The sequence below is a fragment of the Mesorhizobium sp. M8A.F.Ca.ET.208.01.1.1 genome, assembly GCF_004791315.1.
Lineage (GTDB): Bacteria > Pseudomonadota > Alphaproteobacteria > Rhizobiales > Rhizobiaceae > Mesorhizobium.
On record NZ_SRUT01000017.1, the window covers coordinates 1 to 14,061 of the forward strand.

The following is a 14,061-nucleotide window of genomic DNA, read 5'->3' on the forward strand; positions in this document are numbered from 1 at the left end:
GAAAGGAGAAAATGGTCATCCGCATCGCGCTCGCCCGCAAGCTGCTCGTCATTCTCAATGCAAAAGCACGCGATGCGCGAAACGAGTTCGCAAATGCAACTTGACACCTCAGATAGTCGCTCATCCGTCTCGGCGCTCCGCGCCGATCCACCTTCTCCCACAAGGGGAGAAGGGAAGATCGCCGCACTAATCCAAAAACGGCTTGGCCTTCATCGTCTCGGGTATTGCCACGCCCAGCCGCTTCAGCACGGTCGGCGCAAGCTGCAGCTGGTCGAGCAGCGTGTCGGCCTGCGGTCCTTTGCCGGCGCCGAAATAATAGAGCGCGAAATCCTGCATCTCGTCGTCATGGCCGCCATGGTGGCCACGGTCGGTCTGGCCGTGGTCGGCGGTGACCATGATCTCGTAGCCGGCCTCGATCCAGCCCGGCAGGAAGGCCGCCAGCATGCCGTCCATGGCGTAGCAGGCATGGTCCATCTCGTGGCAGTCATGGCCGAAACGGTGGCCCATCGAGTCCAGCGTGCAGGTATGCAGGATGCCGTAGTCGATGCCATGGCGTCGGGTGAGCATGGTCAGCGTAGCGAACAGGTCGACATCGCTCGGCGTCATCTGGTTCTTGAGATTGTAGCCGGTCATGGTGTGGAAGCGGCCATGCGTGATCGGCCCACCAGGCTCATCATACTCCATGTCCTCAACGAGGTCGAACGGGTAGGAGCGGAAGAATTCGGACCAGTAGGAATGGGTGACCGCACCTGTCTTGCCGCCGGCCTTGCTGACTTCCGAGAAGATGTCGGGCTGCCCGACGCGAAAGCGGTTCTCGTTGGACAGGATGCCGTGCACCTGCGGCGACACGCCGGTGTGGATCGAGGCATAGCAGCAGGCCGAGGTCGACGGCAGCACCGAGCGCATCTTCCACACCCGCGCCTCGCCCGACTGCACCCAGCCTTCGAGATTGCCCATTAGCCGGCGCCAGTTGCGGTAAGGCACGCCGTCGAGGATGATCAGCAGAAGCTTGGTGTCGAGCGCCACGGGCGGCTCCATGGGATTGTCGGTTGAAACGAGTGCGCCGCGTGTCGCACGAACACGCGGCGCTTTCAGTGTCAGATGGACATCAGGCGTTCAGCCAGCACTCGGCGAGCGCGTAACCATCCATCATTTCGCCGATCGGGCTCTTGGCGAAGCCGCCGATCTTGTTGGTGGCGACGGCGTCGATGAACTGGTTGAAGAACGGCACGATCAGGCCGCCTTCGTCGCGCATCAGCACCGCCATGTCGTGGTAGATCGCCTTGCGCTTGTCCTGGTCGAGCTCGCCGCGCGCCGCAAACAGCATCTTGTCGAACTCCGGCCGCTTGAAGCGTGTGTCGTTCCAGTCGGCGGTCGAGACATAGCCGGTGGAGTACATCTGGTCCTGCGTGGCGCGTCCGCCCCAATAGGAGAGCGAGAAGGGCTGCTTGTTCCAGACTTCCGACCAGTAGCCGTCGCCCGGCTCGCGCTTGATCTCAATCTTGATGCCGGCCTTGGCGGCGCTCTGCTGGTAGAGCTGGGCTGCATCGACGGCACCAGGGAAGGCGACATCGGAGGTACGCAGCAGGATCGAACCGCTGTGGCCGGACTTCTTGTAGAGCGCAGCCGCCTTTTCCGGGTCGAACTTGCGCTGTTCGATGGCGGTAAACAGGGGATAGGCCTCATTGATCGGGAAGTCGTTGCCGACCGAACCATAGCCGCGGAGGATCTTCTCCAGCATCTCGTCACGATCCATGGCGAGCTTCAGCGCCATCCGGAGATCGTTGCTGTCGAAGGGCGCCGTGTCACAGAACATGTTGAACGGATAATAGCCCTTGCCGGACGCATTCTCGATGCTGACGCCGGGAATGCGCTTGACCAGGTCGACGACCTTTGGCTCAACGCGGTTGATCATGTGGACCTGGCCGCCCTGCAGCGCGGCCAGACGGGCCGTCGCGTCATTGATGACGACGATCTCGACCTGGTCGGCATGGCCGGCCTTGTCGCCCTGCCAGTAATTGGCGAAGCGCTCGCCGCCATGGCGAACGCCCGGCTGGTTGACGGTCACCTTGTAAGGCCCGGCGCTGATGCCGGCATTCGGGTTGTCCTTGCCGCCATTCGGCTGGATGACGAGGTGGTAGTCGGCCATCAGATATGGGAAGTCGGCATCGGCGTCGCCGAGCGTGAAGATAACTTCCTTGCCGCTCGCCTTGACGCCCTTGATGTTCTTGAGAATGCCGAGCGCGCCCGACTTCGATTTCTCGTCGGCATGGCGCTCGATGGTGGCGGCGACGTCCTCGGCGCCAACCGTCTTGCCGTTATGGAATTCGATGCCGTCGCGAATCTTGATCGTCCAGGTCTTGGCATCCTTGGAGGCGCCGATATCCTCGGCGATCAGGTTCACCAGCTTGTTGTCGGGGGTGAGACGGACAAGATACTCGCCCCACTGCTTGCCGAAGCTGAAAGTGACCTGGCTGAGGTTCAGCGCCGGGTCGAGGCTGTTGGTCGATTCACCGCCTTGCAGGCCGGCCTTGAGGATGCCGCCCTTGACCGGGCTCTGCGCGAAGGCTTTCCCGGCCAGCGTCGTTGCCAGCGCGGCGGACGCGCCAAGTGCGGCTGTGCGGCCAAGAAAGTCGCGACGCGATATCCGGCCCTGGCCAGCGAGATCAGCGAGATGGTCGAGTTCAGTCTTCATGTCCTGCCCCTTGTTGAAAACAACGTCGCACCAGTGGCGCCCGTCCGAAGGACGTGTGGCGCCCTAGTGTTGCATGCGGATGACGGCCGCCATCTCCCCTGGCTGGCGGCTGCTGGCTGGCTAGTTCCCCGCGCTGGCCATGCGCCGCCCCTTGATCGCCTTTTCCAACCAGCCGATCTCCATCTCCGGAACGGACGACAACAACAGGTCGGTATAGGCGTCGAAGGGCGGTGTGAGCACCTTGCTCTTGGAGCCGTAGCGCACCACTTCGCCGCGATACATCACCGCGATCGAATCGGCGATCGACTTCACCGTCGCCAGATCGTGGGTGATGAACAGGTAGGCGACCTTTTCGTGCTGCTGCAGGTTGAGCAGCAGCTTGAGGATGCCGTTGGCCACCAACGGGTCGAGAGCCGATGTCACCTCGTCGCAGATGATCAGCTTCGGCTTGGCGGCGAGCGAGCGGGCGATGCAGACGCGCTGCTTCTGGCCCCCCGAAAGCTCGGCCGGATAGCGGTCGACGAAGCCCTTGCCCATCTCGATCTCGTCGAGCAGCTCGGCCACACGCCGGTCGCGTTCCCTGCCGCGGATGCCGAAATAGAATTCGAGCGGCCGGCCGATGATGGTGCCGACGGTCTGGCGCGGGTTCATCGCCACGTCGGCCATCTGGTAGATCATCTGCAACTGGCGCAGATCCTCCTTCGTCCGGTCGGCAAGCCGGTTGGCCAGCGGGCGCCCGTCAAAGGTCACATTGCCCTGCTCGGGCGGCAACAGGCCGGTGATGGCGCGCGCCAGCGTCGATTTACCGGAACCGGATTCGCCAACCACGGCCAGCGTCTGGCCAGGATAGATGTCGACCGAAACGTTCTTGAGCACTTTGACCTGGCCGCCGCCATAGGCGGCGGTGACGTTCTTGACCGACAGGAACGGCGTCGCGCCCGGGTTCTGTTCGGCATGCTCGATCTCGTGCACCGAGACCAGCGCGTTGGTGTATTCCTGGCGAGGCTCCTTGATGATCTGGCGGGTGCCTCCCCATTCGACCAGCCGGCCGTGGCGCAGCACCATGATCTCGTCGGAGACCTGGGCGACGACGGCAAGGTCATGGGTGATGTAGAGCGCCGCCACATGCGTGTCGCGGATGGCGTCCTTGATCGCCGACAGCACGTCGATCTGCGTCGTCACGTCGAGCGCTGTGGTCGGCTCGTCGAAGACGATCAGGTCGGGTTCGGAGCACAGCGCCATCGCCGTCATGACGCGCTGCAGCTGGCCGCCCGACACCTGGTGCGGAAAGCGTTCGCCAATGGTTTCCGGATTGGGCAGGCTGAGCTTCTTGAACAGCGCGACGGCCCGCTTCTCGGCCTCCGCGCGGGTTGCCGTGCCATGCAGCAGCGTGGCTTCCACAACCTGGTCCATCAGCCTGTGCGCCGGATTGAAGGCGGCTGCCGCCGATTGCGCGACATAGCAGACCTCGCGGCCGCGCAGCTTGCGGAATTCGTCCTTGCCGCCCTTCAGGATGTCACGGCCGTTGAGAATGACTTCGCCGCCGGTGATGCGCACGCCGCCGCGGCCATAGCCCATCGACGACAGGCCGATCGTCGACTTGCCGGCGCCGGATTCGCCGATCAGGCCCAACACCTTGCCCTTCTCCAGCGTCAGCGACACGTCGTGGACCAGCGTGATGGTCTTCGGCGCCTCACCAGGCGGATAGACCGTCGCCTCGATGCGCAAATTGCGGATGTCGAGCAGGGGAGTGGACTTTGCCTTGCCGTCAGCCATCAGCCGCGTCCTCCCTTGAGGCTTGTCGTGCGGTTCAGTACCCAGTCGGCCACTAGGTTGACCGAGATCGCCAGGGCCGCGATCGCGGCCGCGGGAATGAGCGCGGCGGCGATACCGAAGACGATGCCGTCCTTGTTCTCCTTGACCATGCCGCCCCAGTCGGCGTCTGGCGGTTGCACGCCGAGACCGAGAAAGGACAGCGTTGACAGGAACAGCACCGCGTAGATGAAGCGCAGACCGAGCTCGGAGACCAGCGGCGACAGCGCGTTGGGCAGGATCTCGCGGAAGATGATCCAGGCGCTGCCTTCGCCGCGCAGCTTGGCCGCTTCGACATAGTCCATGACGTTGATGTCGACGGCGACCGCGCGCGCCAGGCGATAGACGCGCGTCGAATCGAGAATGCCCATCACCAGGATCAGCGTCACCAGGTTGGTCGGCAGCACGGAGAGCACGACCAGGGCCATGATCAGTGTCGGGATCGACATCAGGAGATCGACGAGGCGGGACAGGATCGTGTCGAACCAGCCGCCGAACACAGCCGCCGAAAAACCCAGTATGGCGCCGAGCGAGAACGACAGCGCGGTGGCCAGCACGGCGATGAACAGGGTGATCCGGGCACCGTAGATCATGCGCGACAAGAGATCGCGGCCAAGATTGTCGGTGCCAAGCCAATGCGCCGCCGACATCGGTTCCCAGACGTCGCCGACGATCTCGGCATTGTCGTGGGGCGAAATCCACGGCGCGAGGATCGCCGCGAGCACGAACAGGGCTGTCAGCACCAGGCCGATCAGAGCGGGGATGGGGATGCGTTTTATATCGAGCATGCCCGCCCCCTCACTTTGGATGTCTGAGACGCGGATTGGCGACGATCGCCGCAATGTCCGCGATGATGTTGAGGCTGATGTAGACGGCGGCGAAGATCAGGCCGACCGCCTGCACCACCGGCACGTCGCGCTTGGTGACGTGGTCGACCAGATACTGTCCCATGCCGGGATAGACGAAGATCACCTCGACCACGACGACGCCGACGATGAGATAGGCGAGGTTCAGCATGACGACATTGATGATCGGCGCTATGGCATTCGGGAAGGCGTGCCTGCGGATGACGGAGAAGGCTGAAAGCCCTTTGAGTTCCGCCGTTTCGACATAAGCCGACTGCATGACGTTGAGGATCGCCGCACGTGTCATGCGCATCATGTGCGCGAGCACTACCAGCGTCAGCGCCGTGGCCGGCAGCGCGATGGCCTGCATGCGTTCGCCGAAGGGCATGCCATCATAGACGGTGGAGATGGCAGGGAAGATCTGCCATTTCACCGCGAAGAAATAGACCAGGAGATAGCCGATGAAGAATTCCGGGAACGAGGTCGAGGCGAGCGCCAGTCCGGAGATCAGCTTGTCGACCCAGCCATTGCGATAGCGCACCGCGATCAGCCCAAGGATGATTGCCAGCGGCACGGCCACGATCGCCGCCCAGAAGGCGAGGAACAGCGTGTTCCACAGCCGGCCCTTGATTGAGGTTGCGATATCCTGCCCGCTCGACATCGCCGTGCCGAGGTCCCCGGTCAAGACGCCGCCGAGCCAATGGAAGTACCTGATATAGGCGGGGTCGTTCAGTCCAAGCTGCTCGCGCAGATTGGCGAGCGACTCCGGTGTCGCCGATTGTCCCAGAATGGCTTGCGCGACGTCGCCGGGCAGGATTTGCGTGCCGGCAAAGATCAGGACCGAAATGGCCAACAAAAGGAGGATGCCCAGCGCGATGCGCTGGGCGATTAGTTTCAGGATGGGTGAAGACATATCCGCAAAGCCGGACTCAGGCCTGCAGCCAGCACTTCGCCAGGGCGTAGCCGTTCATCAGCTCCTGATGCGGGTCGTCCACCCAGCCATCGACCTTGGCGCCGGTGGCGTCGATGAACTGGTTGAACATCGGCAGGATCAGACCGCCTTCGTCGCGCACCATGACCGCCATATCGTGGTACATCTGCTTGCGCTTGGCCTCGTCGAGTTCGGCGCGCGCCGCCAGCACCATCTTGTCGAAATCCGGGCGCTTGAAACGCGTGTCGTTCCAGTCGGCGGTCGACAGGTAGGCGGTCGAGTACATCTGGTCCTGCGTCGAGCGGCCGCCCCAATAGGAAGCGCAGAAGGGCTGCTTGTTCCAGACCTCGTTCCAGTAGCCGTCGCCGGGCTCGCGCTTGAGCTCGATCTTGATGCCGGCCTTGGCCGCGCTCTGCTGGAAGAGCTGGGACGCATCGACAGCGCCCGGGAAGGCGACGTCCGAGGTCCTGAGCAGCACGGCGCCGTCATGACCGGACTTCTTGTAGTGGAATTTGGCCTTGTCGGGATCGTATTTGCGCTGCTCGATCTCGGTGAAAAGCGGATAGGACGCGTTGATCGGGAAGTCGTTGCCGAGCGAGCCATAGCCGCGCAGCACCTTGTTCAGCATCTCCTCGCGGTCGATCGCCAGCTTCAGCGCCATCCTGAGGTCGTTGTTGTCGAACGGCGCCGTGTTGCAATGCATGATGAACACGTAATGGCCCGGACCCGCATGGTTGCGGATGGTTACACCAGGCACGCGCTTGATCAGGTCGACGATCTTCGGCTCGACGCGGTTGATCATGTTGACCTGGCCACCCTGCAGGGCCGCCGTGCGCGCAGTCGCATCGTTGATGACGATGATCTCGATCTGGTCGGCATGACCCATCTTGTCGCTCTGCCAGTAATTGGCGAAGCGCTCGCCGCCATGGCGCACGCCGGGCTCGTTGGTGGTGACCTTATAGGGTCCGGCCGAGATGCCGGCGTCGGCCTTGTCCTTGCCGCCGTTCGGCTGGACGATCAGGTGATAGTCGCTGAGCAGGTAGGGAAGGTCGGCATTGGCCTCCTTCAGCGTCAGCACCACTTCCTTGCCGCTGGCCTTGATGGTATCGATGCCCTTCATGTAGCCGAGCGCGCCGGATTTCGATTTCTCGTCCGAATGGCGCTCGAGCGTCGCGGCGACGTCCTCGGCGGTCACTTTCTTGCCGTTGTGGAATTCGACGCCGTCGCGGATCTTCAGCGTCCAGGTCTTGGCGTCCTTGGACGAGCCGATCTCCTCGGCGATGCGGTTCTCGAGCTTGCCGTCGGGCGACAGCTCGACGATCATTTCGCCCCAGCACTTGCCGAAGGCGAACGGCACCTGGGTCATGAACAGGGCCGGATCGAGACTGTTGGTGGATTCACCGCCGACCAGGCCGGCCTTCAGCGTGCCGCCCTTGACCGGACCGGCCGCCCGCGCCGCGCTTGAAAGCAGCGAGTTGGCGAAGGGTGCGGCGATGCCGAGCGCTGCCGCCCGGCCGAGAAAATCACGACGGCTCAGCTTGCCTGCTGCAACGCGCCGGCTAAGGAATTCGAGTTCATTCGACATTTTGAGTTCCTCACTCTGTTGGTTCGACTCTCTGGTCGATTTTCTTGCTTCTTGTGAGGGGAATAATGACCGCAAGGGAAAGCGGTAAGCAAGACCGAATGCGACATGCCGTGGCGTAAATCGCACGTCGCATTTGGACCAACGGTTTCAGCACTCAGACCAGCGCGCGCGGGACCCTTTCGTCGAAATCGCGCTCGAAGACGAGGTTTTCGCCTTCGTAGGCCTCGATTCTGGCGCTGACGATGAAGTTTTGCGCATCCGACCGCATCTGCGCCCATGTCTCGGTACGGACCGACCATCCATTTCGCGACAGGGTCTGCGTCCAATGTGTTTTCCCGGAGGCTGACAGAGGATCGTCAGGATGGATGGTCCAGGTTTCGCGGGCGATGCTGCCGTTGACAAGGCCGTGGTCGAGATCACGCACCTCGCCGAAATCATCCGCAATGGAAAGCGTGACGATTCCCGTCTTTTCGTCGCGGTCGACATGGCGTTCGGACTTGGCGGGTCGAACCGTCTCGGTCGCCCAGGGCGTGGCGCCTTCCGGTTCGCCGAAGACGACTTCGTCGCCTGTTGCGAGCAGGCGCAGCGGCACTGATAGCGAGGCCGCCGACAAGGTCAGCCGTACCGGCTCCGGCGAGGGCCAGATGGCAGGCCAGTAGGCGGTCGAAACGGCGACGCGCAAACGATGCCCGGCCGGCACGCGGTAGGCACATTGATCGAGCACGACACGCGCCGAAACCGTCTCCCCTGGGACCAGCGCCTCGGGGAATTCATGCGACTTGCGGTGCGTCAGATTGAGCACGCCATAGGAGATAAGTTCCGAGGCGCCGTCGGGATGCACGTCGCAAAGCCGGACCGCGATGTTGGCCTGGGGCCGATCGGAGGCAAACTGGATCTCAAGCTCCGGCGCGCCGACGATCTCGATCGGCTTGGTGAGCTCAGGCTGGTCGAAACACGCCGACAGCCCGTCGTCAGGGCGCTGGTCACCAGGCAATTCCGGGCCGAAGGTGAAGGGAAAGTATTCGCCGCCGGCAAGCCCGCAGGTCTGCGGCGAAGCGACGATGGAAGGTCCTGCATCAGCGGAAACGAGTTCGATCGTTTCAATCGTTATGTTGGACGACGGCCATTCCTGCTCGGCTATCCAGCGGCCGGGCCGCTCCGGATGCCAGCGAGCGGGGCGCACGCTGTCCATCACATAGGCGCGATAGTCGGGATCGGCCTCGACGCCGGTCTCGGCGCCCTTCAGCCAGTGGTCCCACCAGCGCAGCGCTTCCTGCAGGAAGCCGATGGCCGGCTTGGGGCCCGCATAGTGCGGGTATTTGTGTATCCACGGTCCAACGATGCCCTTGACCGGTGCCTCGATGTTGGTGACGAGGTGCGAGATCGTGTTGCGGTAGCCGTCATGCCAGCCGCCGATCGACAGCACTGCGGCTTTGATTGCGGAAAAATCCTCGCAGATCGAACCGCGTTTCCAGTAGGCGTCGCGATGCTGGTGGCTGAGCCAGAGCGGCAAAAGGAAGGACTGGTTCTCCAGCCGTCTCAGCCACAGATCGCGCCAGCGGTTGTCGCCGGCAATCAGCGGATCCGGTGGCCGCGACGAATAGGACAGCATGGTCGAGGCCCAGCCGAAATTCTCGTTCAAAAGGCAGCCGCCCTTGTAGTGGATGTCGTCGGCATAGCGGTCGACGGTCGAGCACAGGCTGATAACCGCCTTGAGCGCCGGCGGCTGTTTGGCCGCCACCTGCAGGCAGTTGAAGCCGCCCCAAGAGATGCCCATCATGCCGACATTGCCGTTGCACCAGGGCTGCGCCGCCGCCCAGGCGATGACATCGCAGGCGTCCTGCAGTTCCTGCTCGGAATATTCGTCGTCCATCAGCCCTTCGGAATCGCCATTGCCGCGCATGTCGACGCGGATCGAGGCGTAGCCGTGGCCGGCGAAATAGGGATGGGTAAGCTGATCACGAAAGATCGTTCCGTCGCGCTTGCGGTAGGGCAGATGCTCAAGGATGACAGGTACCGGATCGTCGCCCGCATCCTCCGGCATCCACACCCGCGCCGACAACCGGCAGCCATCGGGCATGACGATACCCATGTCGGGAAATTCGACGACCTTACGGGGAAATTCGGTGATGGTTTTCATGGCAGGCATAACGCTCCGCGGCACGAAAACTTTCAATCGCCATTCGCGACTGGAGCAGCGAAATATGCGACTTGTCTCATACCATCAACTCAGCGGAATGTCGTTTGCGGCCTTGTTCGCCTGATAGGCGTCGGACAGTTCGTCATAGCGTGCGGAAATCCTGCCGATCCGCGTCTCCAGCCTCGCGCGCTCGGCCTCGGGGAGGGCCCGCACCAGCCGACGGATCGAAAAGCTTTTCCAATAGGCGTTCTCGGCATTGTAGCCGCCAGGGTCGAGAGTGAAGACCTCTTTCAGAATTTTGAGATCATGCGGGATGGCAAAACTGTCGCGCGAGTCCTCGTGGCTGAACAAATAGTAGAAATTGTCGAAACCGGTCCAGGTGATCGCCGACAGGCAGAGCGAGCACGGCTCATGCGTGGCAATGAAGATGGCCTCTTTCGTGTCGACGCGTTCGGCTCTGGGCATCTCGTAAAAACGCTTCAGGCAATGCACCTCGCCATGCCAGAGCGGGTTTTCCATCTCGTTGTTGGTCTCGGCCAGCACCAGCGACCGGTCGTCCTTGCGCAGGATCGCCGCGCCGAACAGCTTGTTGCCATGGGCGACGCCTTCTGCCGTCTTCGGCACGATGTCGTGCTCGATCACGTCGAGCAGGCGGTCGATCAGCGAAATGTCGGTCATGATGAAATCTCGGGCTTTCTGGGAAGGTGGATTTCGTAAGGGTGCGAGAAGTGAAACTCTTCGAGGTTGGAGCCATCGCCGCCGCGATCGACGATGAGGAAATCCTGTTCCTCGCCGATCGGCGTCAGCACACCGTGCCAGAGATTGCGCTTGTAGTTGATGCCCTGTCCGGGCGCGGCGATGAAGCCATGCGGTTCGCCCGGCCCGTCCTTGGTATCGTGGCAGACGACGACCAGAAACGGCCGTGGCGACAGCGGGATGAAAGCCTGGCTGCCGAGCGGATGGCGCTCGACCATGGTCAGCTTCAGCGGCATTTCATAGGGTGTGCCGCGCACCATCGAGATCAGCACGCGCGCATTCGGCCCAGCGGCCTCGGCGGTGGCGAGATCATGATAGCGGATCGCCTTGCCGCCATTGATTGGGTAGCGGTTGTCGCCGCCCATATCGATGACGTCGCCGAAGGGCGCGAAGTTTTCGCGGCTCAGCGGCTGCGCGACGATGCGGCTCACCGCGCGCGGCCCCCGAGATAGCCGCCGAGCTTGGCGTGCCGGTTGACGTCCTTGTAGAGCAGATAGCGGAATTTTCCGGGGCCGCCGGCATAGCAGGCCTGCGGGCAGAAGGCGCGCAGCCACATGAAGTCGCCGGCCTCGACCTCGACCCAGTCCTGGTTCAGCCGGTAGACCGCCTTGCCTTCGAGCACGTAGAGCCCATGTTCCATGACATGGGTTTCGGCGAAGGGAATGACCGCGCCCGCCTCGAGCGTGACGATGGTGACGTGCATGTCGTGGCGCATGTCGTCCGGATCGACGAAACGCGTCGTCGCCCAGCGGCCCTCGGTGCCGGCCATCGGCGTCGGCGCCACCTGCTGGTCGCTGCTGAAGAAGGCTTCCGGCGCGTCCAGGCCGTCGACCACCTCATAGGCCTTGCGGATCCAGTGGAAGCGCACGGCAGCGCTGCTCTCGTTGCGCACCGTCCAGCCGCTTGCCGGCGGCAGGAAGGCAAAGCCACCGGCGGCAAGCACATGCTTTTTGCCGGCGAGCGATACGGTGAGTTCCCCCTCGACCACGAACAGCACGCCTTCGGCGCCGGAGTCAGGTTCCGGCCGGTCGCTGCCGCCGCCCGGCAGAACCTCGACGATGTACTGAGAAAACGTCTCGGCAAAGCCCGACAGCGGCCTTGCGATGATCCAAGCCCTGGTCTTGTCCCAGAACGGCAGCGGGCTGGTCACGATGTCCTGCATCACGCCTTTGGGGATGACCGCATAGGCCTCGGTGAAGACGGCGCGCCCGGTCAAAAGCTCGTTCTGGCCGGGATGGCCCCCCTGTGGGGCATAATAGGTTCGCTCGGGCATCCTGATCGTATCCATGGGTTTAAACCTATTGTGGAAGCATGTCCTTGAGGCGCAGCAGCGCAATGCGCTCGACCTGTTTGCAGGCGGTTTCGAATTCGACGCCGCGGCCGTTGCCGATACGGGCTTCGAATTCGGCGAGGATTTCCTCCTTTGTCTTGCCTTTCACCGCGATGATGAAGGGGAAGCCGAAGGTGGTGACGTAGGCGGCGTTGAGCTTGGAGAACAGTTCGCGTTCCTTGTCGGTCAGCGCGTCGAGGCCGGCGGAAGCCTGTTCCCGGGTGGATTCCGCCGTCAGCCGCCTGGCCTTGGCCAGTTTGCCGGCGAGGTCGGGATGGGCGTTGAGCACGCCGAGCCGTTCGGTTTCGCTGGCGGCGCGGAAGATGCGGCAGAGCGCATTGTGCAGGCCCCCCGCCGTGTCGTGTGCCGGACCGAGCTCCAACTCGTGGGCCCGTTCGGCAATCCAGGGCGAATGTTCGAACACGGCGCCGAAGGTGTGAACGAACGTCTCGAATTCCATCTTCGACGGGCGCAGGGCGGCCGGTTTGTAGGGATGGTTCTCCTGCCAGTGCTTGGCGATGTCGATGCGCCGCGCCAGCCAGACCTTGTCATGCGATTTGACATAATCGACGAAGCGCTTCAGCGCCGCCACCCGGCCCGGCCGCCCGACAAGGCGGCAATGCAGGCCGATATTCATCATGCGCGGCCTGCCTGCCTTGCCTTCGGCATAGAGCGTGTCGAAACTATCCTTGAGATAGGCAAAGAACTGGTCGCCCGAATTGAAGCCTTGCGGCGTGGCGAAGCGCATGTCGTTGGCATCGAGCGTGTAGGGGATGATGAGCTGCGTGCCGCCGCTATGCTCGAACCAGTAGGGCAGTTCGTCGTCATAGGTGTCCGAGACGTAGTCGAAGCCGCCTTCTTCCGCCACCAGGCGCACCGTGTTGACCGATGTGCGGCCGGTATACCAGCCGGTCGGGCGCTGGCCGGTCACCTCGTAATGCAGCTTGATCGCCGCCTCGAGGTCGCGGCGCTCGTCCTCGGCGTCGTGGTCGCGGTAGTCGATCCATCTCAACCCGTGCGAGGCGATTTCCCAGCCGGCTTCCTGCATCGCCGTGACCTGGTCGGGGGAGCGCGCGAGCGCCGTGGCGACGCCATAGCAGGTCACGGGCACTTGCGCCTCGCCGAACAGGCGCAGCAGCCGCCAGAAGCCGGCTCGCGCCCCATACTCGTAGATCGATTCCATGTTCCAGTGGCGCTGGCCCACCCAGGGCGCCGCGCCGACGATTTCCGAGAGGAAGGCTTCCGAAGCCTTGTCGCCGTGGAGCACGCAGTTCTCGCCGCCCTCCTCGTAATTGACGACGAACTGCACGGCGACATGCGCGCCGCCAGGCCATTTCGGATCTGGCGGATTGGCCCCGTAGCCACGCATGTCCCTGGTGTAACGCATCGTCCCTCCGCGCCCGGCATCACCGGAAGTATGATCAGAATATCGAAAGGGTGCTTCTCGCATTCCCCTCAAAATTTTTGAAAGTGTTTTTGTCGCACTCCGCTCGACCGGGACTTATGCATCGCCTTTAATTGGCGCACAATTCATCAGCAGTGCTCGATTATATCGGCCAATTTGTTCGTACTGGAAATGGGAGGCGGCCAATGGCAGAAACGTCGAAAGCCGATGGCGGGCGTCTGACGACCCATGTCCTGGATACCGCGACCGGCAGGCCGGCGGCGGGATTGTCGATCGCGCTCTACCGTCTCGACGGTGCTGCTCGCACGCTTCTGAAGACGGTCGTCACCAATGCAGACGGCCGCTGCGACGCGCCGCTGCTGGCAGGCGCCGACTTCCGCACCGGCGAATACGAACTGGTGTTCGCGGCCGGCGACTATCTGCGCGGTCAGGGAACGAAGCTGCCGGAGCCTGCCTTCCTCGACAGCGTGCCGATCCGCTTCGGCATGGCGGAGGCGGTGCACTATCATGTACCATTGCTGATCTCGCCCTACGGCTATTCCACCTACAGGGGGAGCTGAGG

At 63.0% G+C, this 14,061-nt stretch carries 12 protein-coding genes and 1 pseudogene; 2 read left to right on the top strand and 11 right to left on the bottom strand.

All coding sequences use genetic code 11. The features are described 5' to 3' along the window. Positions 1-104 (top strand): annotated as a pseudogene (locus tag EN851_RS37955) (IS110 family transposase); the annotation flags it as partial. 82 nt (positions 105-186) lie between these two features. Here the strand turns inward: EN851_RS37955 and EN851_RS33450 are convergent. From EN851_RS33450 to puuE, 11 genes are all read right to left on the bottom strand, one after another. Next, positions 187-1,026: an alkaline phosphatase family protein gene (locus EN851_RS33450; RefSeq protein ID WP_135930990.1), complete on the bottom strand. Its 840-nt coding sequence runs from the start codon at positions 1,024-1,026 to the stop codon at positions 187-189. 82 nt (positions 1,027-1,108) lie between these two features. Further along, the gene (locus tag EN851_RS33455) at positions 1,109-2,695 is read right to left on the bottom strand and encodes an ABC transporter substrate-binding protein (RefSeq protein ID WP_135930991.1); all 1,587 of its coding nucleotides are present in this window, start codon (positions 2,693-2,695) and stop codon (positions 1,109-1,111) included. A 120-nt stretch (positions 2,696-2,815) separates the two neighbouring features. Then, the gene (locus EN851_RS33460; protein ID WP_135930992.1) at positions 2,816-4,471 is read right to left on the bottom strand and encodes an ABC transporter ATP-binding protein; all 1,656 of its coding nucleotides are present in this window, start codon (positions 4,469-4,471) and stop codon (positions 2,816-2,818) included. Then, entirely contained in the window at positions 4,471-5,295 is an 825-nt protein-coding gene (locus EN851_RS33465) for an ABC transporter permease (protein ID WP_127275728.1), read from the bottom strand. Before EN851_RS33465 ends, EN851_RS33460 begins: the two co-directional genes overlap by 1 nt. A 10-nt stretch (positions 5,296-5,305) precedes the next feature. Further along, positions 5,306-6,265 carry an ABC transporter permease gene (locus EN851_RS33470; protein ID WP_127275729.1) on the bottom strand — a complete coding sequence of 320 codons (960 nt, stop codon included), beginning with the start codon at positions 6,263-6,265 and terminating at the stop codon, positions 5,306-5,308. A gap of 16 nt (positions 6,266-6,281) precedes the next feature. Then, positions 6,282-7,868 carry an ABC transporter substrate-binding protein gene (locus tag EN851_RS33475; RefSeq protein ID WP_127275730.1) on the bottom strand — a complete coding sequence of 529 codons (1,587 nt, stop codon included), beginning with the start codon at positions 7,866-7,868 and terminating at the stop codon, positions 6,282-6,284. A 154-nt stretch (positions 7,869-8,022) separates the two neighbouring features. Beyond that, complete coding sequence (locus tag EN851_RS33480; protein ID WP_135862469.1) at positions 8,023-10,008, bottom strand: CocE/NonD family hydrolase; 1,986 nt, start codon at positions 10,006-10,008, stop codon at positions 8,023-8,025. Between the two features lie 84 nt (positions 10,009-10,092). Further along, complete coding sequence (locus EN851_RS33485) at positions 10,093-10,686, bottom strand: nucleoside deaminase (protein WP_135862467.1); 594 nt, start codon at positions 10,684-10,686, stop codon at positions 10,093-10,095. Further along, the gene (locus EN851_RS33490) at positions 10,683-11,195 is read right to left on the bottom strand and encodes an ureidoglycolate lyase (RefSeq protein ID WP_135862465.1); all 513 of its coding nucleotides are present in this window, start codon (positions 11,193-11,195) and stop codon (positions 10,683-10,685) included. Before EN851_RS33490 ends, EN851_RS33485 begins: the two co-directional genes overlap by 4 nt. Beyond that, positions 11,192-12,052 (bottom strand): bifunctional allantoicase/(S)-ureidoglycine aminohydrolase, encoded by an 861-nt coding sequence (locus EN851_RS33495; protein ID WP_135862463.1) that lies wholly within the window; start codon positions 12,050-12,052, stop codon positions 11,192-11,194. The genes EN851_RS33490 and EN851_RS33495 overlap by 4 nt, the downstream gene beginning before the upstream one ends. A 10-nt stretch (positions 12,053-12,062) precedes the next feature. Next, positions 12,063-13,481 (bottom strand): allantoinase PuuE, encoded by a 1,419-nt coding sequence (gene puuE, locus EN851_RS33500; protein WP_127872921.1) that lies wholly within the window; start codon positions 13,479-13,481, stop codon positions 12,063-12,065. 203 nt (positions 13,482-13,684) lie between these two features. On the opposite strand from puuE, the gene uraH reads away from it, so the two are divergent. Further along, positions 13,685-14,059: a hydroxyisourate hydrolase gene (gene uraH, locus EN851_RS33505; protein ID WP_127275736.1), complete on the top strand. Its 375-nt coding sequence runs from the start codon at positions 13,685-13,687 to the stop codon at positions 14,057-14,059. The last annotated feature ends 2 nt before the right edge of the window (positions 14,060-14,061 follow it).